Here is a 21315-nt window from a genome sequence, read left to right as displayed (position 1 = left end):
TAATACTTTTATAACTTTTCAAGCCAGATTTCTTTTAAAGTTTTTAAATCATCTTTGAATTCTTTAGTGGTTTGGAGTTCATCTTTTTCTAATTCTTCAAGAACTTCCAATTCAAAATCAGCTGTTTTTGCTGCTTTTTCAATGGCATAAGGTAAGCCAATTCCTGTTTTTTTGGCAAATTCAAAACGATTTTTTACGCCTGCTAAGTCTGGTGCTATATCAATATAGCGTTCATTCGTTTCGAGATTCTTATAAGCAACAACTGCTCCAACTTTTTTTGAAAGTTTATAGGCCGATTTTGCTTCTTTCTTATCGATCATTCATTCATCCAATCTTTTAAACGTGCCACTGCAACTTCTAAATTTTCAAGACTTGTTGCATAGCTCAAGCGAACATTTTCTGGCGAACCAAAACCTGCTCCTGTAACCAAGGCTACACCTGCTTCTTCAAGAATAGCAGTTGTAAAATCAGTCACATCTGTATAGCCCTTCATCGCCATTGCCTTAGTCACTTTCGGGAATAAATAGAAAGCACCATTTGGTTTTACAAGTTCAAATCCTGGAACCTCAGAAAGTTGACCATAAATGATATTTAAACGTTCTTCAAATGCTGCATGCATTATCTCAAAACTATTATCTCTTTCTTCAAAAGCTTCTATTGCTGCATATTGAGCAACAGCAGTTGGATTAGAAGTCGTTTGACTCGCAATCTTAGTCATCGCAGAAATAATTTCTGGATCACCTACAGCTAGTCCAATCCGCCAACCAGTCATTGCAAATGTTTTAGAAACACCATTAATCACTGTCGTTCTTTTCCGAATTTCATCAGATAGACTTGAAATTGCTGTAAATTCCGCTCCATTATAAACTAAGCGATGATAAATATCATCTGCTAAAATTAATAAATCATGAGCGACAGCCCACTCGCCAATGGCTGTTAATTCTTCTTTAGAATAAATCATTCCGGTTGGATTAGAAGGTGAATTGAGTAATAAAATTTTACTTTTACTTGTTCTTGCTTCTTCTAATTGTTCAACAGTCACTTTGAAATTATTTTCTTGCTTGGCTTCTACAATTACCGGATTTCCTCCAGCCATTTTCACTTGATCAACATAAGAAACCCAGTAAGGAGCAGGAATGATTACCTCATCGTCAGGGTCAACAGTTGCCATAAAGTAAGCATAAAGGGCAAATTTTGCTCCAGCTGTAATCAATATTTCATTTGGCTGAATATCATAATTATAAAAACGCGTCCAATAATGTTGAACTGCATTTTTTAATTCTGGAAGACCACCAGCTTGTGTATAAAAGCTTGCCTTGCCATTATCGATTGCTTCAATGGCTGCTTGACCAATTATTTTTGGTGTTGAAAAGTCTGGCTGACCAAGTGTCAAGTCAATAATATCTCGCCCTTGTGCTTTTAATGCTTTTGCGCGGTTTGCCGCAGCAAGAGTGACGGACTCATCCATTTTTAATACAAAATCAGAACATTTTTTCATATCAACTCTTTTCCTGACTCAAAGTCATAAACTTTAAAACCATTGCTATTATTTACTTCCCAAGCCGGTTTTCCTTTGTAAAGCGCTAAGACAACTGATTTCGTATCTTTTGTCGTTAAGCTTGCTGGTGAAACCCCTTGCGATAATTTAACTTCTTTAATTTTACCAGATTTTTTTGGAATTAGAATTCCAATTTCTTGATTCGCTTTATTAAGGCCAACAATTGAATAAGTCACAGTGTCAGTTGCAGCAATATCAAATCCTGTCGCTTTAACTAAATCTGTTTTTTCTGTGGCAATGTCAATCGCTTGCGCTCGAACGGAATGATAGGGATTTAGACTCTTCCAAAAGAAAAGACTGATAGACAAATAAATGGCTAAAATTATCACTAAAATTCCAATTATAATTTGCGAATGTCGAGTCATTTTTCGCTTTTTCATATTTTTCTTCTTTCAAAAATTGAGAAAATCTTTTTCAAAGATTATTTGAAGGCTTATTAGTAAAATTTCTCATGATTAGGCAAAAATAATTTGTCCAATTTCCCATTTTAAGTTTTTGCTTAAACATGTTTTATTATATCAAAAAATTCTTGATTTCGCTGATTGTGTCTAGTAAATTCAGCATTTTTACAGGTAGAGTTTCTGAAAGATTTTTTCGCATTCTTTTGGCGTAAGATTTTCCTGCAAGTCTTTTATCTAATACTACAATACTTGAGTACTGATTTTTACGACGATTTACCCGACCAATGGCCTGACGTAATTTTAAAGTTGCCATTGGAACATTAAAATCATAGAAAGGATTTTCAAACTTTTGGGCATATTTTTTAGTTAAAATATCATCAGGCGTTGCAAAAGGAAGTCTTGGAATAACAAGAATCACTTGATTTTGCTTATCAAAATCGACTCCCTCCCAAAAAGAACCCAAACCTAATAAAATTTTTCCTTCACCTTTATCAAATTTTTTCTTGATTTGGGCTGGACTCCCATTAATATCTTGTGCTAAAATATCAAACCCTTCCGCAGATAATTTCTCAGCAACAAAAGTCAAGGACATTTTTGAAGTAAATAAGACCACCATTGGCAAATTCAATTTTGAAAGTTCTCCAATTGAATTTGCTGTATAATCTGCATAATCAATTAAACTTAAATTTTTGATATTAGGCGCATCTGTCACCGTCAGCAATTGCTGATTAGTGGCTTGATTTCCTTCAATTTTGAAAAATCGATAGTCTGTAAAACCAAGCAAGTCAGGAAATGAAGGTTTGTCTTTAGATAATGACAATGTCGCTCCCAACATAAAAAGTTTGGTATTTTTAGGAATCAATCGTTCAAAATTATAGAAATCTTGGTCACTCGCATAAAGCATCCCATTTTCACGCCAAACAATTTGATTATCAGCTTCTAAAAGTGCTGACAGATTTCTCAAGCCAAGTTCATCAGCATCTATCTTTATTTTATTTAAATCAAGTTCTTTTTTATTAAGCTGAAAAACAAGACTTTCTTGAAGCCTTTTAGTCAGCTGGGGATTTTCACTTGTTTCAGCATCAATTTTTACTAGTTCGTCAGTAATTTTTAAAGATTTTTGACCCGCATTTTCCATGATAGGAAATAACTGTTGAGCCTCATCAACAACAAGAACACGATTTTCCAAAAATGTTTCGGGATAATCAGCTAAACGTTCAATCAAATAGGCATGATTCACCACTTTAATTTCAGCTTGTTCAGCTTCTTTTTGGGCTTTCAACCAAAAATCTTGCTCATAATGAAGCTGTTTTGTATTGACATAGCCATCATGGCGAATGACTTCAAAATAGTCATCATTAGTCATGACTTTTGAAATTTCATCCAATTCGCCCGTTCTTGTTTCTGTCAGCCAAATTAAAATTTTCATTTTAAAAATTTCAAAATTTTTGCCGTCAGTATTATTTAATAAAAGCTCAGAAAATTTTCTCAGAGAAATGTAATTTTTAGTCCCAACAATCTTGGCCATTTTTAAACCAAATGTTTTCCCAAGTTTTGGTGCCACATCATTTACTAATTGCTTTTGGAGAACTTTGGTTGCCGTTGAAACGACCAAACCTTTTCCTGAGGCCAAAATTGGCAGTAAATAACCATAAGTTTTTCCAAGTCCTGTCGGTGCCTCAATAAAACTTGCTTGTAAATGCCTAAGCTCTGTTTCCATTAAATGAGCTAATTTTTCTTGTTTTGAGCGAGAAGCCAAGCCCAATCTACTGATATTTTCTGAAAAATTTGCTGACAAGTCTGTCAGTGGACTTTTTTTACTGACAGAAGCCCTAAACTTACGTGTCGCAATATTATGAACCACTTTAAAGCCAGCTGGTCGAATTTTTGTTTTATCCAACTGCTCTTGTAAAAAAGTTTTACTTTCAAAAAGTAAATTGTCCGAATGTCTAAGCAACTCTTCCAAAACGCTTCTTGGTAACTTTTGGATTTTTGCTTCTATTTTCAGCAATAATTCGGCTGTAGCATACGCATCCGAAACTGCGGCATGCGGATGGTCATGTGCTAAATCTAACTTTTCGCTCAATGATTCTAAACCATATTTTTCAAAAGTTGGATAAAAAACACGCGCCAAATCGACTGTATCGACACGCAACATTTCATTAAATTCCAAGCCAGCATTAAGAAAACTTTTTTCTAAAAGTCCATAATCAAACCTAGCATTATGAGCAACAAAAACACTGTCTGTCAGTAATTCTCGTACTTTTGCAGCAACTTCTGAAAACTCAGGAGCCGTCTTTAACTGTTTATCTGACAAACCTGTCAGTTCACTAATCCTTGGAAGCAAAGGTTCATGTGGATTGACTTCAGTGGAAAAAGTTTCAACAATTTCTCCATCTTCAACAAGAACAATCCCAATCTGTATAATTTTATTTTCACTACTATGAGCATCGGTCGCTTCCAGATCCACCACAGCATATCGAGTCATATTTTTCACCTATTTCTTACAGTTTTCTTTAAGTTCATAAGTCATCAAAATTTGCTGACAGACTTTCAATATAGAACTTCTATTTCTGTCAGTAATTTTTTCCACTATTTTAAAGAAATTCACTTCATCAATTATACCATAAACCATTTTTTAACAGTTTTCTTTTTACAAATTGACAAAATAAGAGTAAAATTAAAATATAGATAAAAACTTATGAAGGAGTCGCCTATGTTAGATAACTATAAGAAAATCCTTGTTGGTATTGATGGTTCGGTAGAAGCTACTAAAGCTTTTGACAAAGCAGTTGCAACAGCACTTCGTAACGATGCCGAACTCGTTATCGCTAACGTCATTGACCTTCGTGCCTTCCAATCTATCTCAGCCTATGATTCAGTTGTTGCTGATGATACACACAAAGGTGCTGAAAACCTCATTAATGACTTTGCTGACGAAGCAAAAAAAGCTGGCGTTAAAAAAGTCAAAACTCGTGTTGAATTTGGTTCTCCAAAAGTCATGCTTGGCCAAACTCTTCCAAAAGAAGAAGAAATTAGCCTCATTGTTCTTGGAGCTACTGGTCTTTCTTACATTGAACGTATCTTTATCGGTTCAGTGGCGGATTACATTATCAAAAATGCACCATGCGATGTCCTCGTCGTTCGTCAATAAAATAAAAAAGCGGAGCCTCTTTAAGCTCCGTTTTTTTTATACCTCAAATACAATCTACACTCGTTTAACTTCTAAAATATGAGGAGTAATTTTATCCATTTCAATAATAGTAATTTTTAAATTATCAAATTCGAAAGTCTGACCCACCTCAAGTGGCTCATTTTGCTCTAGTGAATAATTTGTAATAAACCCACTAATCGTTTTACTTAAATTATTTTGAGCCAAATCAATATTAAACAGTTCTTCAAATTCAGATAAAAGCAATTTACCATCTACCTGATAAGTAGTCGGAGAAAGCTTTATTACCAATTCTTTCTCATGATCTTCTTCATCCTGAATATCACCAACTAACTCTTCAAGAATATCCTCAATTGTCACAAGTCCACTTGTCCCACCATACTCATCCAATAAAATAGCAAAATGTTTATGCTCTTTTTGCATCTCTGAGAGTAATAACTTTACAGGAATAGTATCAATAAATATAATAGGTTCTTGCATGATTTTCTTTATTTCTTGATCAGGAGCAGTTAAATACTCTTTAATCAAATTTTGGAGCGTAACATAGCCAAGAATATCATCTTTAGTTTTAGCAATAATAGGGAAACGAGTGTGCCCTTTTTTAATCGCAAATTTTAAAGCTTCTTCAATCGAAACATCAACGGGAATCGTCTCCATATCTAATCTCGACACCATGATATCCTTAGCTATCAAATCATCAAATTCAAAGACATTATTGAGATATTCGTACTCTTTTTCATTGATTTCCCCTTTAATAAAACTTTGATTAGCAATTAAAATTAACTCTTCTTCTGAATGGATTTCATCACCTTCAGTAGCCAAACTTAAATTAAACAATTTACCAATTGAACTTGCTGAAGCATTCAATAACCACACGAAAGGATAGGTAAGTTTATAAAAATAATGGAGCGGAGCAGCAACCGTTAAAACAACTCCTTCAGTTTTTGTAATACTTAAAGATTTTGGAATAAGTTCTCCGATTACCACATGAACAAAAGTAATTAATAAAAAGGCTAAAATAATAGACAAGCTGTCTAATAACGCAGAAGGTAGAGGAACATAAGACAAGAGGGGAGCTAAAATACTATGCATTGTACTTTCACCTACCCACCCAATTGCCAACGAAGTCAAAGTGATTCCAAGTTGACAGGCACTTAAATAAGAATCAAGGTGATTGACGATATTAAGTGCTAATTTTGCCCTTTTATTATTTTCTTTTTCTAATGTTTCTAAACGACTTTTACGTATTTTTACCAGCGAAAATTCAGCCGCAACAAAAAATGCCGTAAGAAAAATCATTAAAACTATTATAAATAAATTTAAAATCACTATTTTTTTCCTTAATTTATCTCTATTATTTCTCGAATTTCTTTTTAGGATTGCTATACTTAAAACTAATATTTAAAAAATACTTCTTGAATTCAAAGAACTTAATGAATATCCCTCCTATTTACTCGATTAAATATTTATCAATTTAACTCTAAAATATCTTCCTCATTGACAATAGGAAAGTTTTTAAATTCCTTCTCATTTTTCAAGGATTCTGACAAACTTATTTTCCTGATTCTTTGATTACCATAAGTTGAAAAATAATAACTTAGAGTTTCTGAGCACATATATGCCGAATAACAAGTAAAATCACTTGCTCCATGCTCAGTTATAACAATTCCTTTTGGAATACTTACAGATTCTAATATATGATGACAAAGCGTAATAGCGGCTAGTTCATTACTTGGTTTCTCAGCGTAGTTTTTTAAATAAGCCGTTCTAACAAATCTTGAAGGAGGCGTAAAATCTCCTGGAAATCCAAAAGTACCTGAACCTTGACTAAATGGTTTTAATGTCTTTCCTAATAGTTCGATACTTTCTTTTTGATTAGGTGTAAAAGAAAGATAATTTCTTAAATTAGTTTCATGCCATTGGTAATCTGGACTATTTGTCATCACTCCAATTGAATCTTTTATAATTGAAAGTCCATTTTGCCTTGGTTCAATAATCAAACTTTGACCACTAGAATCAGAAAAAATAAAATGTAAAGGAGGCGTAAGACCTAAGGTTGGATTAGTATCATTAATAATAACAAATTTCTTATCAAATAAATCAATGATTTCTTCTAAATTACTCGCTTGAGTGAGGACCGTTGGAATAACCATATCAGGTGAAATTCCCTTTTGATTTTTTTTGATATTCTCACTATAGTCAGCATAGCCTGGGAAATATAAAGTCGCACCCATTAACCCTTTTTCGTTGATTCCATCAAAGAGTACTGGATGACCCTCTTCCATCGCCCCCATCCCTAAACAAGCATAGGATGTTTCAATTGTTTCTTTATTAGAGTGGGCAATTCCTATCTCCTTGTTTCTTGGAATAAAAAGAATTTGTTCCGCCATTTCTATTTGAAAATCCATTGTACGAGAAAGAAAATGTTTATTATCTTGACTCTCTAATGTAAAACTACTACATCCAATCATCTTTTGTACCTCCAATGTATTCTATTAATTTAATTATACATCAATTAGCAAAAGAGTTCAAAATCACTTTTTTATGATTTGTGATTTAAATAGAGGCTTTGAAAATGATCGATATAATCCTTCTTAAGTGAGAGCCCTTCACTTAAGTAGCCCTCAAAAGATCCAAAATTTTCATTCATTATTTCTCTGGCATGAAATAAATAGTTCTTATCCACAGTAAGAGCAATCTGTAATCCCTCGATTTGGTCTTCAGTGAGTTTTTCTTTCAATGAATTGATAATTTCTTGATTCACCTCTTTCCGAGCAATATTCGTTTTGAGATAATCCTTCATAATCTCCTCATCAGAAGCTCCTGCCAGTCTTAAAAGCAAGGCAGCCGCAAATCCAGTTCTATCTTTTCCAGCAAAACAATGAAAATAAACAGCTTGTTTTTGCTCTAAAAGATCCAGTAAAAAAGCTCGATATCCTTCTAAGGCAGACTTACTGATGACGATACTTTCATAAGTTTTCATCATCGCTTCACTAATATCTGTGGCATTAATAATCATATCCTGTAAAGAGCCATTATTTCCTGAAGTTTCAGAAGCTAAAATATCTATATTTTCATATTTAATTCCTTTGAGTTCAACATCTGGTTGAGTAGTGACCTCTTCTTGTCCCCTAAAATCATAAATTTTCCCAATTTGGAATTTATTCGTAAGAATTTTTTTATCCTCAGCTGTTAAATCGGTCAACTGACCTCCTCTAAAAAAAATATTCTTTTTTAGTCCGGATTCTTTTGAGTTTTGTGCCTGAATATCTCTAAAATTTACTAGCATATTGCCCCCTCGATTAATTATTAGTTAGGCTTATTATAGCATTTTTAAATTAATTAATTTTTAAATTCGTAAGTTCAAACCTTAAAAATCATCAAACAAAAGAAGCTCAAATCATAAATTTGAGCTTCTTTGACTTTAGAATTGCGAAAACTAAAGTGAGGGTATTTTTACAAAAAAACTTGTAAACAAAAGTTAAGTAAAACTATTTGGTGGCTAATTTATCAGAAGAAACACCAATTTCTGACCAAGTATTCATTGCACCATAGTCAAGCGTCATCCCTACCACACGTTTGTTAACTGGGGTGTAGTTGATAGCATAAGCCGTTGGAACAACATAAGCCTTTTTATTCATATCTTCTTGATATTTAATAAAAGCAGCCTTACGATAAGTTGAATCCTCAGCTTTGGTTGAATCAATATCATTCAAATCTTTTGTAATTTCAGGGTCATTAAAGTGACCAAAGTTATAAGGTGCCGCTGCTGAGAACAAGTCTTGTTGAGAAGGTTCTCCTGAGAGTGACCATGCACCGTCAGTGATATCCCAATCATCTGATCCTGGAGGAGTCGTCATATGGTCAACCCAAGAATTAAATTCCATCAATTTACCATTATAAAGACTTACTTTTACTCCAATCTTCTTCCATTGCTGGATGTAGTTTTGGGCAATGGTTTCGGAGTTTGCATCACCTACACGAGCTGCATAAACAAGCGATAATTCTTTTCCATCTTTTTCACGGTAGCCTGTAGATTTATTGAGTTTCCAACCATCTTCATCTAAAAGTTTATTCGCTTTATCAAGATCTTGTTTTTCATAACCTTTAACTGACGGGCTAGTAAATTCTTTGAAGATTGGTGGAATCAATCCATTAGCAGGTGTGGCAAGTCCATTAGAGAATTTTGCTTGAACTGCTGCGACATTTCGAGCATAACCAAGGGCTTCACGAACATTTTGGTCTTGCAAAGGTGTTTTGCGGTCTTGGATACTAATTGAATTTTTAGTATCATAATGGCCTAAATTATAGTACATTAAGGAAATATAAAGCGCTTGTTGACCTAAAACCTTATATCCCTTTAAGTTTTTTACTTGTTTATACTGACTATTAGCCATCGAATTGATAATGTCGTATTTATGCGCAGAAAGGGCTGCAACTGATTTTGCGGTTGATACAATTTCATAAGTAATCGAATTTAGTTTTGGTTTTTTACCCCAATAGTAAGGATTTGGGACATATTTAATAGATTCACCAGCAACCACATTTTCCGGTTTAAAAGGGCCTGTAACCAAAGGTTTTGTTGTCGATTTTGGACTAGAAGCCAAATCTTTAGGGGCAACATCTTTCAAATATTGATAAGGAGCTACAGTTTCAAGAAAATAACCATTTCCTGTTTGATTCATTCCAGGCGTCATTTCTTTAAATTGAACCTTGATGACTTTTCCGTTTTCACCATCTGGGAAAGTAATTCCTGAGATTGTTTTAGCTTTACCCGCATGATAATCACTCAAACCAACAATATTTGCCAGAGAATCAGTCCAACGGTCGGAACCATAAGCAGGATTAGCGGTAAGCTCATAACTGAACTCATAGTCTTTAGCTGTCACTTCTGAGCCATCAGACCATTTCAAATCTTTACGCAAGGTAATCGTTGCTGTTTTTGCATCTTTGTCAAGACTTACATTAGCAGGCCCACCATTGATATATTTAAATGAACTGTTGGTAAAGAAGAGACCATCTTGCCCACCACCAGGGCCAGACATAGAACCAAAGGTAGCGTCATCTGAAAGTGGAGCCAACCATTCAGCTTTCATTGGTGAGTCACTTTGATAAGCGATTTTTAAATCTCCACCTTTGATTGCCTTGTCTGGATTTTGATAAGCAACGTCAAAATCTCCTACTTTTAATTTTTTCGTACTTGTACTTGAGCTCTGGTTAGAACCACAAGCACTTAGAAGGGCAGCTGCTAAAACTACACTGCTCGCCAATAAAGTTACTTTTAATTTTTTCATCTTAGTTTCTCCAATAATTTCTTTTTATTTCTTACTTCAATATAATATTTAATTTATCATATCCATTTTTAATAGATAAACATTTTTATCACTCTTGAATGTTGTTTATCTTGTAGCTTGTCTTTGGTCAGCCACTCGTCTTAGCGCATTTCCGATAAAGATAATGGCAAGCACCACAATTAGGATGACCACTGTTGCTGGAACCCAAGTCCAAGGCTTATCAGTCATTGTCTCTGGATTAGTCGCTTCATTTATCATTGTCCCCAAAGATGGTGTTCCCGCTGGAAGTCCAAAACCTAAGAAAGAAAGCCCTGTTTCTAAACCAATATTTCCAGCAAAAACAAGCGTTGCTTCAGCAATGACTAAGGTGGACAAGTTGGGCCATATTTCCCGAAACATAATTTTAAAATCAGAGGTTCCCGAAGTTTTTGATGCTCGAACATAATCTCGATTGACTTCCGTCATTGTTCTTGCCCGAATCAGACGCGTTGTCCCTATCCAACTAAAGATACTGATAATCCCAATCAAAGACCAAGAATTAAACCGTGGGATGATAGTTACAAAAACAATAATGATCATCAATGATGGTAAAATCATGACAAAATCAGTGAAACGCATGAAGATTAAATCAAACCGTCCGCCAAAGTAGCCCGTAATTACCCCTAAGATATTTCCTACAACTAAAGTAATAAGTGTAACTGCAAAAGCGATATTGAAAGAGTTTCGTGCAGAAATCATCAGCATCATGACAATATCTCGACCACCATTATCAGTTCCCAGTAAATGTCCATTTGTCAGTGGTGCAAGATATTGGTCCATGATATTCACATCAACATAAGTTGATTGTTTTAAAAACATCGAGTAAATATAAACGATTAGAAAGACAGCAACTAGGAAAAGTGCTGAAATCAGTGCTAATTTGTCATTCTTTAGTTCTTCTTTGATTGAGTGAACTAATGATAAAGAATTTTTGCGTTTTTTTTCTGTCATTTTCACTCCTTATTGAATCCGAATTCGTGGGTCAACCATTGCCATGATAATATCCGACAGGAGGGCTCCAAGAAGTCCCAAAAAACCATTTAATAAAATCAAAGCCGTAATCATTGAATAATCTCGCCCAGTGATTGAAGTAATAAAAAGTTGTCCTAAGCCAGGATAGCCAAAAATTGTTTCAGCAAAGATTGCTCCTCCTAAGAGTCCAGTAATCACAAATCCAAAATTAGAAGCAATTGGTAATGAGGCATTTCTCAAAATATGACGTCTAAAAATCACTCTTTCCTTGACCCCTTTGGCTCGAGCCGTTCGTACATAATCTTGTGTTTGTTCATCTAAAATTCCTGAGCGGAAGTAAGTAAAGATTCCAACTGTTCCAAAGACCGCCAAACTAAATGCTGGAAGAATCATGTGATAAATCTTACTAAAGAAAACAGGAATTGTTCCCATCGCATTTGGACTCACTGTCCCACCTGTCGGAAACCAATTAAGACTATAACCAAAGATAAAGATAATCAAGAGATAGAATACGTAAGGTGGAATACCAAAAGTAATTGAATTATAGGTCAACCACAATTGGTCTTGCCATTTTCCTTCATTTCGAGCTGCAACTATTGACATCGGAATAGCAATTAAGTAAGTTAAAATAACTGACAAAAGTGACATCCAAAAAGTATTAACCGCTCTTTGTCCAATGACAGTCGTCACAGGCTCGTGCAGATTATAGGACATTCCTAAATTTCCATGAATGGCATGCCCTAACCACCTGAGATACTGCTCCCACCAAGGGTCATATAAACCTGCTGCCCGTCTTAATGCCTCAACTTCATGTGGGTCAGTATGAGGACCAATCAAACCTGAAAATGGATCACCAGGCATCAATTTAGCAAAGAAGAAAACAAGGATACTCAAGATAAATAATTGAGGAATCATCAATAAAACACGTCTAATAATTACTTTCCACATTTTCCCCTCCTTTTGGCAAAGCTGCCCAATGGCTCTCACTTAATTTTTTTAAGGGCAAAGCGTGTCCGTCTTTATCATAAAAGTTTGCTTTTTTATCCTCAAAGTCTTGTTCAACTTTTAGACGGTTTTCCCGATTTTCCGCTCTTCTTGTAACATCGATCGAAGGGATAGCAGATAAGAGTCGTTTAGTATAAATGTGCTGTGGCTCATCAAAAATATCTCTTCGTGTTCCTTTTTCGACAATTCGACCGTTGTGCATGACCGCAATATTATCGGTCATATGGCGGACAACCCCTAAATCATGAGAAATAAAAAGAAATGCAATTCCCAAGTTCTTTTGAATGAGCTTCATGAAATTCAAAACTTGAGCTTGAACAGATAAGTCTAATGCTGAAACTGGTTCATCTGCCACAATTAACTTAGGATTAGTAGCAACTGCCCGTGCGATTCCAATTCTTTGTTGTTGACCTCCAGAAAATTGGAAAGGATACTGTTCTAAAGCTTGTTTAGGTAGTCCAACAATATCCAATAATTCATGAATCCGTTTATTTTCTATCTTAGCATCTAATTTTTCAAAATTTCGAATAGGCTCCGCAATGATATCGTAAATTGTTTTCCGTGGATTCAAACTCGAAAATGCATCTTGAAAAATCATTTGAACATCTTTATTGTATTTGAGCTGGTTTCTTATCTTTTTTTTGCTGACATCTTGTCCTTTGTAAATCAATTGTCCTGATGTCATTTGTTCTAAACCAACAATTGTTTTGCCAATCGTTGATTTTCCAGAGCCAGATTCACCAACTAAACCGACAGTTTCTCCTTCATGAATCGTTAAATCTACTCCATCAACGGCTAAAACATTATCTGTCACTCGATTAAAGAAACCAGACCGAATAGGATAATAAACTTTTAAGTCCTTTAAATTAAGAATTTCGCTCACTTTTCACCCCCTTTCAATTTTTGATCTGGAAATTCAAATTTTTTCCAAGCCTGACCTCGAACAAAATGATTTGGAGAAATTTCAGTCATTTTTTCCGAAATTACTTTTTGAGCTTCTTCTTTCATCCAAGGCACTCGAGCAAGAAATAAATCTTTGTCATACTCAATTTCTGACAGAGAGGGCACAGACCCTGGAATCACATATAAATCATCCGAAACTGTTTCGGCAGATGGATTTGAACGCAAAAGTGACCGGGTGTATGGATGTTTGGGATTTTGAAAAAGCTCTTCAACAGAAGCTTTTTCGACGAGTTGTCCGGCATACATCACCGCCACTGTATCAGCAACTTCAGCAACAACTCCTAAATCATGAGTAATTAGAATAACCCCAGCATTTTTCTTTTTTTGTATTTCTAAAATCAAGTCTAAAATCTGAGCTTGAATGGTAACGTCTAAAGCAGTCGTTGGCTCATCAGCAATAATCAAATCTGGGTCATTGGCAATGGCTATTGCAATCATTACTCTTTGTCTCATCCCGCCTGAAAGTTGGTGGGGAAATTGATTAACGACTCTTTTAGGATTTGGAATTCCTACTTGTTCTAAAAGTTGAAAGATTCTACTTTCATACTGATTTTCTGGATAAACATCATGCACGGCCAACATTTCCTTGATTTGCTGCCCAATTTTCATCAATGGATTAAGCGCAGTGAGTGGATTTTGAAAAATCATTCCAACTTTACTTCCTCGAATACTTGCCATGGAATCACCCGTTTTACCAATCACTTCTTCATCATCCAATAAAATGGAGCCTGTAATTTGAGTTTGATTTGGGTTATGTAATCCCATAACAGCAGTTGCAAAAGTTGACTTCCCAGAACCTGATTCCCCAACAATGGCTAAAACTTCACCACGTCTAAGCCTTAAATCAATATCATAAATTGCTTTTTGAAATTTACCAGCAATCCGAAAAGCAACACTCACTTGTTTTGCTTCCAAAATATTTTCACTTTCCACATTTACCTCCATCCCGTATTCTTATTTATACTAAATGTCTTTTATTGAAAACAAATTACTTTTGTTTCAAAACAAGGACTTACGGTATTATATTCTTTTTTATTAATTTTTGCAACAATTTAGTATATTCGGAATAAAAAAACACTCCCCTAATGTCATAATTAAGAGAGCGTCTGCTTAAAATATAAAAAATCTGCTAGAAAACCAGCAGATTTTTTAAGATAATTATTTAGCCAAAGCTTTTTTTGCTTCTTCAGCAAGTGCAGTAAATGCAGCAGCATCAGCGATTGCGATGTCTGCAAGCATTTTACGGTTTACTTCGATATCAGCTAATTTCAAACCGTGCATCAATTTGCTGTATGAAAGACCATTCATACGTGCAGCTGCGTTGATACGTGCAATCCATAATTTACGGAAGTCGCGTTTCTTTTGACGACGATCGCGGAATGCGTAGTAGTATGAATTCATGACTTGCTCTTTAGCAGTCTTGAAGAGTTTATGTTTAGCTCCGTAGTAACCTTTAGCGAGTTTTAAAATACGTTTACGGCGTTTGCGAGTTGCAACGCTACCTTTAACACGTGCCATGTGTGTTCTCCTTTAATTCTTAGTAGATTTCAATTTTGTCATAATGACAAATTTATTTTTTATTGAGTTGGAGCAAGAAAATTCAGTTCTACCTGTTTAGAGATTTCTCTAAAATTAGATGACTTATTTCATTGTCCCTCTTAGTCGCTTACGCTCCTGCGAGGACTGTCCAATGCAGCGAACAATGTTCGCTTAACGCATTGTCGCAACCATACGACGGATACGTTTGAAGTCCCCTTTAGAAACCATAGAAGATTTACGAAGTTGACGACGTTGTTTTACAGTTTTACCGTGGAAACGGTGAGAAGTGTAAGCACGGAAGCGTTTAAGACCGCCGTTACCTGTACGTTTGAAACGTTTAGCAGATGCGCGGTGAGTTTTTTGTTTTGGCATTGTAATTCTCCTTAATTTATATCAGTTGGCAGAAAAAATTATTCTGCACCTCTATTCATTTTAAACATTCGTTTTCAATGAATAGAGAGGTGAAAGGTTAACCTTTCAGACGGTTGTCTTGTTAAGACCTATTTTTTAATAGGTGCAAGTTGCAAGAACATTTGACGACCATCCATTTTGGCTCTTTGTTCAACAACAGCAACTTCTTTTGTTGCTTGCGCGAACTTGTCCATTACTTGACGACCCACATCTTGGTGAGTAATCATCCGACCTTTAAATCGGATTGAAACCTTAACTTTATCGCCTTTTTCAAGAAACTTGATGGCTTGACGAAGCTTTGTATCAAAGTCGTTTTGGTCAATTACTGGTGACAAACGGACTTCTTTTACAGAAACAACAGCTTGTTTTTTCTTTGCTTCTTTTTGTTTTTTCTTTTGCTCAAACATGAATTTTGTATAATCCATGATTTTTGCAACAGGTGGTTCTTGGTTTGAAATTAAAACCAAGTCCATGTTAAGATTTTCAGCTTGCATTAGCGCCTCAGACGTTGGTGTGACACCTAATTGTTCACCCTCAGCGCCAATGAGACGAACCTCACGAGCACGGATTGCACCGTTCATCATAGGTTTTCTATTGTCTTGTTTAGCTATGTTCGTTCTCCTTCTAATATGATGTGAAAGTTGACTAAGGTTTAGGCAACTTCTTTTTTAAAGAAAAACAAAAGCGGAACGACAATCTCGCCCCGCTCATGAAAACATTCGTTTTTGAATAATTCCATTCGTTTGCCCAGGGCTATAACCTCTAAGGCGAGAAGCGGGTGCTTCTGCTTTTCAACTCTATTATTCTATCAATTATTTAAAGACTTGTCAAGTCCTAATTCTTTTTATTATTTATAGTGAAATTTATCTCTAATTCTGATTATAATTCTAATTTTTTGACACTTATAGAATACAATTTTAGAATATGGCTTTAATCTTGTTAATTCAGCATTTTTTCTATAATTTCAAACACCATATCATTCAATAAAATGAAAATAAAATGATAAAATGATTATAATAAATTAAAATTATCGAAAGGAGAATAAAATGTCAGATATTCAACTCATTACAATTTTTAATACCAGTGCTACAGAAACTCCCAATCAACTCAAAACCTATCAAGTGATGGATGACAATTCTCTACGACTTTTTCAAGTGTCATCAGCATCAAATTAAAAATAGAAAGGATTATCTATGACTCCACTAGATTTAACTCATCTTACTGAAGATATCAAAAAAACAAAAAACTGGTCAATTCATCGGAAAAGAATGTATGCCATGGGTTTAATGCATGAGCTTTATATTACTGATGGTTCAAATAACGAAAATGAACATTCAATTATTCCTGCAAGTGACCGTTTATTAACTGCGCAATTGGTCAGTGAAGTTCTTGACCAGCTGATTGAATATGATGAAATTTCGATTTTTGAGGAAATGGTCGAAAATCATAAAACAACTTGTCCCTCTATTCAATTTTCACATATTTTATCTTTTGATGACGAAGCAGGCATCCAATATATTTTAAATTCTAATAGTTGGCTAAAGGTTTTACGTGGTTCAAATGACATAGCTCTTGTTATTACTGGTAATCTTGTTGGGGATTTTACTTTTTACCTTGAAAGTCCTAACGAAACTTTTGAAGAAAAAAAGATTACTTTTAACAAAAATGGAATTTATCGGTTGTCTAACAAGCCTATTGATAGACTTTATTTAGCTGCTGACTCTTTAAAACTAGTCCAATAATAAAAAACGGTTAATCACCGTTTTTTTCTATAAATGAATCAAAAAAATCTTGAATGTTTGTAAATTCATAATCAGCAATCGTTTCTTTTTCAGGTCCAATATATGCTGTCTTCATTCCCAACTCTTGGGCGGGTTTGATGTCATGTTCGATAAGATCTCCAACCATTAAAGTCTCAGACGCTTGGAAATTTTCTTTGGTGAGCACATTTTTAAAGGCACGCGCATCTGGTTTCAGATAGCCTGTTTCACCAGAGATGTAAACCGAAAATAATTTTTCAACTTGAGAACGACGTAATTTTTCTCTCTGCTCCACATGCCCCCCATTACTTAATAGGGCAAGTTTGTAGTTTTTGGAAAGGTTTTTTAGATTTTGGATGAGTTGTTCATCAGGCTCTATCAATTCAAACAATCTATTCAAAAATTTTTTGAAAAAGCCTGTAAGATAATTTTCATCGACTTTCAAATCAAAATATTCGATAGTCAAGCTTAATCTTTCTTCTCTTAGCTCTTCAATCGTCATTTTTCTTTGATGGACTTGTGGCCAAAGCAATTCATCAAATTCATGGTATTTCTCCATGAAACGATTGAGTTCTTGGTCAGTAAATGGTCCTAATTGTTCTGAAAAAAGTTGGCGGTGAGCTAATTCCCAATATTTTTCTTTAAAAGGGAAAAGTGTATTGTCCCAATCAAAAATAATATTTTTTATTTCTGTCATCTATTTCCCTCATTCCTTGTTTAAGCCTATTTTATCAACTTTTAAAGTATTCCACAAGAAAAAAAGTTACTGACGAAAATTTTAAGTTGCTTCCTCAGTGCCAAAACACAAGGACTATCCCCAAAATTTTCTGTCAGTAACTTTTTGTCAGTAAAATTTTAATTTTTAATTATTTTCCTTCAAGGTAAACCATGAGAATACCGATGTCAGCAGGATTTACACCTGAAATCCGACTCGCTTGTCCCAGCGTTTCTGGATTTATTTTTTTGAATTTTTGACGGGCTTCAGTAGCAATTGAGTCAAGCTTATCCCAATCCATATTTTTAGGAATTCGTTTTGCTTCCAAGCGATGCATTTTGTCCACTTGGTCCATTGCTTTTTTGATGTAGCCTTCATAAGTAATTTCAGTTTCAATCAATTCAATGACGGTACGGTCAATCTTTTCTGGTGCTTGTCCGATAAAATCGATGACTTCATTATAGTGAACTTCAGGTCGTTTCAAAAATTCTGCACCTGTCAGCGCATCTTTAATTGGTCCAAAGCCCAATTTTCCTAATTTTTCTTGTGTATCAGGCAAAGGTTTGAGTTTTTCTGAATTCAATCGTTTCATTTCACGGTCAAATTGAGCCATTTTTGCTTGGTAATGTTCCCATTGTTCATCTGAAACAAGGCCCACTTGACGGCCAATTTCAGTCAAACGGCGGTCAGCATTATCATGGCGAAGAATTAAACGGTATTCTGCACGTGATGTCAAAAGACGATAAGGTTCCAGCGTTCCCTTAGTTACCAAATCATCAATCATTACCCCAATATAGGCTTCACTACGTTTTAAGATAAATTCAGGCTTTCCTTGAACTTTAAGGGCTGCATTTATTCCAGCTACTAAGCCTTGCCCTGCTGCTTCTTCATAACCTGAGGTTCCGTTGGTTTGTCCCGCTGTAAATAGTCCAGAAACCAATTTTGTTTCAAGTGTTGGACGGAGTTGATGAGGCATCACCACATCGTATTCTATAGCATAACCCGGACGCATCATTTGAGCATTTTCAAGTCCTGGAATTGATTTAACTAAATCAAATTGGACATCTTCAGGCATTGAAGTTGAAAGTCCACCGATATAGACTTCTTCTGTATTCCGTCCTTCTGGTTCAAGGAAGAGTTGATGACGAGGTTTGTCAGCAAAGCGAGTGATTTTGTCTTCTATTGAAGGACAGTAACGTGGTCCTACTCCTTTAACAATTCCTGAAAAAAGTGGTGCTCGGTGTAAATTATCACGCAAAATAGTATGACTATTCTCAGTAGTATAAGTGAGCCAGCATGGAATTTGATCTTTTAGATAATTTTCATCAGAGCTCATAAAACTAAAATGATTAGGCGCTTCATCACCTGGTTGAATTTCTGTTTTGTCGTAATCAATAGAACTTGCCAAAACGCGTGGAGGCGTTCCGGTTTTAAAACGACCAATTTCAAATCCAATTTCACGTAGATTATCTGCTAAACCAATTGATGAAAGAGAGTTATTAGGTCCTGAAGAATATTTAAGTTCTCCAATAATAATTTCACCACGCAAAGCTGTTCCTGTAGTGATAATTACTGCCTTAGCACCATATTTAGTTCCTGTCGAAGTCTTGATTCCGATGACTTTTTTCTTTTCTTCATCAAGAATAAGTTCTTCAACCATTCCTTGACGGAGTGTCAAATTTTCTTGGTCAGAAACTGTATTCTTCATTGAAGCGGCATATTCATCTTTATCGGCTTGAGCACGAAGAGCTCGAACTGCTGGACCTTTTCCGGTATTAAGCATCTTCATTTGAATATAAGTCTTATCAATGTTGCGACCCATTTCACCACCGAGCGCATCAATTTCTCTGACAACAATTCCTTTAGCTGAGCCACCAATTGATGGATTACATGGCATAAAGGCAACCATATTAAGATTAATCGTCATGAGTAATGTTTTAGAGCCCATCCGTGCAGCTGCTAGTGAAGCTTCAACCCCTGCATGTCCTCCTCCAATGACAACAACATCATAATTTTCTTGAAAATTCATTTTTTACTACGAATTTTTTAAATTCGCCTTTCTTTATATTTTGATAAAAGTTCTTGCAAAATACTGACAGAGTTATTAATCATTCATTTACTGACAGCTTTTATAGCCCTTAACTAGCCTTGTTAAAAGCTGTCAGTAAATATTTTGCAAATAAAAAAGCCAAAGCTGTGAAAAATATGTCAAAAAATCCTCTCATCAGTTACTGACAGAAAATAATCAAAATTGATTTTTCTGTCAGTAACTTTTAAAAGTCTCTTGTCATATTTTCCCGAGCTTTGACCATCGAGTTCTTATCTAAGATAATGATATTTTAACTCATTTTAAACATTTTTTCAAGACTATTTTCTTATCATTTTAAATCTTAGACTGTTTTTAAAAGATTTCTTCCAATTCACGGTATAAAACTTGCTCAATGATATCTTGAGCAGACATATAATCATTAAAAAGAATGATACGATCTTTCTTCTTGTCAGTAGGATCGTATTGACCTGCGTAATCAATTTTTCCATTAGCTAATCTTACTGGAATAGCACTCCCTTGTGGATAGATGCCTAGAAACTTCCCTGAGTTAATTCCTTCACCTATCAACTTCAAATAAGGTAGCTCATTTTCAGAACTCACGCCTTCCAAAGTTAAGTCATATTGTTGACCCTCAAAAGTTGCCGAAGGACCTGAAATAACAAGAGTTTTAGTTTTCTTAGCAATTGAGCTATTCTTCCAAAGACCTGATAGTGTTAGAAAATTTTCTTTTTTGATTTCTTTGGTATTTATTTTGATTCCTGTTTTATTTGTTTCTGTTTTATTTTCAGTCGAATTTTGTGTGCTTGCTGTTGAATTCGATAGTGAATGCTCTTTAGATTGTTCCTGAACATTATGAAATAATGCCAGTCCAAGAACTGCGATAAGTAATATTAAAAATCCATCTAATATAATTAACGGTTTCTTCATAGCCTCTCCCAGCATTAGATTTATATTATAAAATAATTATAATATAATTTCAAGTTTCTTACCAATGAAATGCTTACGATTATTCTATCAGAACAAAAGAAAGCTTACTCAGTCAGTAAACTTTCTCATTTTTTAATTTTCGGTTTTCATTGAACAGAAACGTTCTGGGAGTTCTCCAGATTTTTTACTATAACCTGAGCGTTTTTTCTCAAGCGGAATCGCATGCCAGTCTTCCAACAAAGCAATGCTGTGATAGCGCTGTAAATAACCTACACAGTCTTCACACCATTCTTCATCTCCGTTTTTCCAAAATGCTGTTTGCAAACCAGACTTGCTAGTGAATTCTTTAAAATTCTCAGCCATTTCAAACCATTCTTTTTTATAACATTTTAAAGCTTTATAAAAATCATCAAACTCATCTACTGAAACTATATCTTCTTTCCAGCCGTCGAAGAACCACCATGGTTCATCGGTGCCGTACATTGTAACTACTCTATACATCTCTTCTT

At 34.9% G+C, this 21315-nt stretch carries 22 protein-coding genes and 1 other annotated feature; of the genes, 3 read left to right on the top strand and 19 right to left on the bottom strand.

The features are described from left to right. Positions 1-8 precede the first annotated feature (8 nt). From AB6B24_RS00475 to AB6B24_RS00460, 4 genes are all read right to left on the bottom strand, one after another. Positions 9-320 (bottom strand): GIY-YIG nuclease family protein, encoded by a 312-nt coding sequence (locus AB6B24_RS00475; protein ID WP_029344377.1) that lies wholly within the window; start codon positions 318-320, stop codon positions 9-11. Beyond that, positions 317-1498: a pyridoxal phosphate-dependent aminotransferase gene (locus AB6B24_RS00470; protein WP_311802994.1), complete on the bottom strand. Its 1182-nt coding sequence runs from the start codon at positions 1496-1498 to the stop codon at positions 317-319. Before AB6B24_RS00470 ends, AB6B24_RS00475 begins: the two co-directional genes overlap by 4 nt. Beyond that, positions 1495-1938 carry a DUF5590 domain-containing protein gene (locus tag AB6B24_RS00465; protein WP_003130291.1) on the bottom strand — a complete coding sequence of 148 codons (444 nt, stop codon included), beginning with the start codon at positions 1936-1938 and terminating at the stop codon, positions 1495-1497. Before AB6B24_RS00465 ends, AB6B24_RS00470 begins: the two co-directional genes overlap by 4 nt. 133 nt (positions 1939-2071) lie before the next feature. Beyond that, positions 2072-4447 (bottom strand): ATP-dependent DNA helicase DinG, encoded by a 2376-nt coding sequence (locus tag AB6B24_RS00460; RefSeq protein WP_311802995.1) that lies wholly within the window; start codon positions 4445-4447, stop codon positions 2072-2074. 228 nt (positions 4448-4675) lie between these two features. On the opposite strand from AB6B24_RS00460, the gene AB6B24_RS00455 reads away from it, so the two are divergent. Beyond that, a complete protein-coding gene (locus AB6B24_RS00455; RefSeq protein WP_010906159.1) occupies positions 4676-5113 on the top strand; it encodes a universal stress protein in 438 nt (145 codons plus the stop codon). A gap of 54 nt (positions 5114-5167) precedes the next feature. On the opposite strand, the gene AB6B24_RS00450 is transcribed toward AB6B24_RS00455, so the two are convergent. The 11 genes from AB6B24_RS00450 to infC all read right to left on the bottom strand — a co-directional run bounded on the left by AB6B24_RS00450 (position 5168) and on the right by infC (position 15938). Next, positions 5168-6460 (bottom strand): hemolysin family protein, encoded by a 1293-nt coding sequence (locus AB6B24_RS00450; protein WP_311802996.1) that lies wholly within the window; start codon positions 6458-6460, stop codon positions 5168-5170. Positions 6461-6600: 140 nt separating this feature from the next. Then, on the bottom strand, positions 6601-7602 hold the full coding sequence (locus AB6B24_RS00445; protein ID WP_369164001.1) for a choloylglycine hydrolase family protein: 1002 nt from the start codon (positions 7600-7602) through the stop codon (positions 6601-6603). A 71-nt stretch (positions 7603-7673) separates the two neighbouring features. Then, positions 7674-8420, bottom strand: a complete 747-nt coding sequence (locus AB6B24_RS00440; RefSeq protein WP_311802998.1) for a tyrosine-protein phosphatase — start codon at positions 8418-8420, stop codon at positions 7674-7676. 202 nt (positions 8421-8622) lie between these two features. Further along, positions 8623-10425: an oligopeptide ABC transporter substrate-binding protein gene (locus AB6B24_RS00435; protein WP_369163999.1), complete on the bottom strand. Its 1803-nt coding sequence runs from the start codon at positions 10423-10425 to the stop codon at positions 8623-8625. Positions 10426-10530: 105 nt separating this feature from the next. Beyond that, a complete protein-coding gene (oppC, locus tag AB6B24_RS00430; RefSeq protein ID WP_369163997.1) occupies positions 10531-11415 on the bottom strand; it encodes a murein tripeptide/oligopeptide ABC transporter permease OppC in 885 nt (294 codons plus the stop codon). Positions 11416-11424: 9 nt separating this feature from the next. Beyond that, positions 11425-12384 (bottom strand): murein tripeptide/oligopeptide ABC transporter permease OppB, encoded by a 960-nt coding sequence (gene oppB, locus AB6B24_RS00425; protein ID WP_015427010.1) that lies wholly within the window; start codon positions 12382-12384, stop codon positions 11425-11427. Next, positions 12365-13324, bottom strand: a complete 960-nt coding sequence (gene oppF, locus AB6B24_RS00420) for a murein tripeptide/oligopeptide ABC transporter ATP-binding protein OppF (protein WP_311803001.1) — start codon at positions 13322-13324, stop codon at positions 12365-12367. The genes oppB and oppF overlap by 20 nt, the downstream gene beginning before the upstream one ends. Beyond that, positions 13321-14337 (bottom strand): murein tripeptide/oligopeptide ABC transporter ATP-binding protein OppD, encoded by a 1017-nt coding sequence (oppD, locus tag AB6B24_RS00415; RefSeq protein WP_103055093.1) that lies wholly within the window; start codon positions 14335-14337, stop codon positions 13321-13323. The genes oppF and oppD overlap by 4 nt, the downstream gene beginning before the upstream one ends. A gap of 225 nt (positions 14338-14562) precedes the next feature. Beyond that, positions 14563-14922 (bottom strand): 50S ribosomal protein L20, encoded by a 360-nt coding sequence (gene rplT, locus AB6B24_RS00410; RefSeq protein WP_003132352.1) that lies wholly within the window; start codon positions 14920-14922, stop codon positions 14563-14565. Between the two features lie 192 nt (positions 14923-15114). Then, on the bottom strand, positions 15115-15315 hold the full coding sequence (gene rpmI, locus AB6B24_RS00405) for a 50S ribosomal protein L35 (RefSeq protein WP_003132353.1): 201 nt from the start codon (positions 15313-15315) through the stop codon (positions 15115-15117). Between the two features lie 128 nt (positions 15316-15443). Continuing rightward, the gene (gene infC, locus AB6B24_RS00400; RefSeq protein WP_003132354.1) at positions 15444-15938 is read right to left on the bottom strand and encodes a translation initiation factor IF-3; all 495 of its coding nucleotides are present in this window, start codon (positions 15936-15938) and stop codon (positions 15444-15446) included. Between the two features lie 86 nt (positions 15939-16024). Further along, positions 16025-16150, bottom strand: a sequence feature (ribosomal protein L20 leader region). A gap of 250 nt (positions 16151-16400) precedes the next feature. On the opposite strand from infC, the gene AB6B24_RS00395 reads away from it, so the two are divergent. Next, complete coding sequence (locus tag AB6B24_RS00395) at positions 16401-16529, top strand: hypothetical protein (RefSeq protein WP_003132356.1); 129 nt, start codon at positions 16401-16403, stop codon at positions 16527-16529. An 18-nt stretch (positions 16530-16547) separates the two neighbouring features. Beyond that, complete coding sequence (locus tag AB6B24_RS00390) at positions 16548-17096, top strand: hypothetical protein (protein ID WP_021469614.1); 549 nt, start codon at positions 16548-16550, stop codon at positions 17094-17096. A 10-nt stretch (positions 17097-17106) separates the two neighbouring features. Here the strand turns inward: AB6B24_RS00390 and AB6B24_RS00385 are convergent, their stop codons facing one another. From AB6B24_RS00385 to AB6B24_RS00370, 4 genes are all read right to left on the bottom strand, one after another. Continuing rightward, positions 17107-17811: an HAD family hydrolase gene (locus tag AB6B24_RS00385; protein WP_012898414.1), complete on the bottom strand. Its 705-nt coding sequence runs from the start codon at positions 17809-17811 to the stop codon at positions 17107-17109. A 169-nt stretch (positions 17812-17980) separates the two neighbouring features. Continuing rightward, positions 17981-19858, bottom strand: coding sequence for a tRNA uridine-5-carboxymethylaminomethyl(34) synthesis enzyme MnmG (gene mnmG, locus AB6B24_RS00380; protein WP_311803002.1), 1878 nt, complete (start codon positions 19856-19858; stop codon positions 17981-17983). A gap of 372 nt (positions 19859-20230) precedes the next feature. After that, the gene (locus tag AB6B24_RS00375; protein ID WP_311804382.1) at positions 20231-20806 is read right to left on the bottom strand and encodes a hypothetical protein; all 576 of its coding nucleotides are present in this window, start codon (positions 20804-20806) and stop codon (positions 20231-20233) included. Positions 20807-20938: 132 nt separating this feature from the next. Further along, a complete protein-coding gene (locus AB6B24_RS00370) occupies positions 20939-21307 on the bottom strand; it encodes a DUF1033 family protein (protein WP_012898417.1) in 369 nt (122 codons plus the stop codon). Positions 21308-21315: the final 8 nt, after the last annotated feature.

The sequence above is a fragment of the Lactococcus sp. AK05 genome (assembly GCF_041026685.1).
Classification (GTDB): Bacteria; Bacillota; Bacilli; order Lactobacillales; family Streptococcaceae; genus Lactococcus; species Lactococcus lactis.
This window is presented reverse-complemented; position numbering and strand designations above follow the sequence as displayed.

Coding starts and splice junctions, on each gene's coding strand:
- rplT (WP_003132352.1), bottom strand. CDS start 14,922: ATGGCACGTGTTAAAGGTAGCGTTGCAACTCGCAAACGCCGTAAACGT.
- AB6B24_RS00395 (WP_003132356.1), top strand. CDS start 16,401: ATGTCAGATATTCAACTCATTACAATTTTTAATACCAGTGCTACAGAA.
- AB6B24_RS00465 (WP_003130291.1), bottom strand. CDS start 1,938: ATGAAAAAGCGAAAAATGACTCGACATTCGCAAATTATAATTGGAATT.
- AB6B24_RS00460 (WP_311802995.1), bottom strand. CDS start 4,447: ATGACTCGATATGCTGTGGTGGATCTGGAAGCGACCGATGCTCATAGT.
- AB6B24_RS00390 (WP_021469614.1), top strand. CDS start 16,548: ATGACTCCACTAGATTTAACTCATCTTACTGAAGATATCAAAAAAACA.
- AB6B24_RS00435 (WP_369163999.1), bottom strand. CDS start 10,425: ATGAAAAAATTAAAAGTAACTTTATTGGCGAGCAGTGTAGTTTTAGCA.
- AB6B24_RS00470 (WP_311802994.1), bottom strand. CDS start 1,498: ATGAAAAAATGTTCTGATTTTGTATTAAAAATGGATGAGTCCGTCACT.
- AB6B24_RS00385 (WP_012898414.1), bottom strand. CDS start 17,811: ATGACAGAAATAAAAAATATTATTTTTGATTGGGACAATACACTTTTC.
- AB6B24_RS00370 (WP_012898417.1), bottom strand. CDS start 21,307: ATGTATAGAGTAGTTACAATGTACGGCACCGATGAACCATGGTGGTTC.
- oppB (WP_015427010.1), bottom strand. CDS start 12,384: ATGTGGAAAGTAATTATTAGACGTGTTTTATTGATGATTCCTCAATTA.
- rpmI (WP_003132353.1), bottom strand. CDS start 15,315: ATGCCAAAACAAAAAACTCACCGCGCATCTGCTAAACGTTTCAAACGT.
- AB6B24_RS00455 (WP_010906159.1), top strand. CDS start 4,676: ATGTTAGATAACTATAAGAAAATCCTTGTTGGTATTGATGGTTCGGTA.
- infC (WP_003132354.1), bottom strand. CDS start 15,938: ATGATGAACGGTGCAATCCGTGCTCGTGAGGTTCGTCTCATTGGCGCT.
- AB6B24_RS00375 (WP_311804382.1), bottom strand. CDS start 20,806: ATGAAGAAACCGTTAATTATATTAGATGGATTTTTAATATTACTTATC.
- mnmG (WP_311803002.1), bottom strand. CDS start 19,858: ATGAATTTTCAAGAAAATTATGATGTTGTTGTCATTGGAGGAGGACAT.
- AB6B24_RS00440 (WP_311802998.1), bottom strand. CDS start 8,420: ATGCTAGTAAATTTTAGAGATATTCAGGCACAAAACTCAAAAGAATCC.
- AB6B24_RS00475 (WP_029344377.1), bottom strand. CDS start 320: ATGATCGATAAGAAAGAAGCAAAATCGGCCTATAAACTTTCAAAAAAA.
- oppC (WP_369163997.1), bottom strand. CDS start 11,415: ATGACAGAAAAAAAACGCAAAAATTCTTTATCATTAGTTCACTCAATC.
- AB6B24_RS00445 (WP_369164001.1), bottom strand. CDS start 7,602: ATGATTGGATGTAGTAGTTTTACATTAGAGAGTCAAGATAATAAACAT.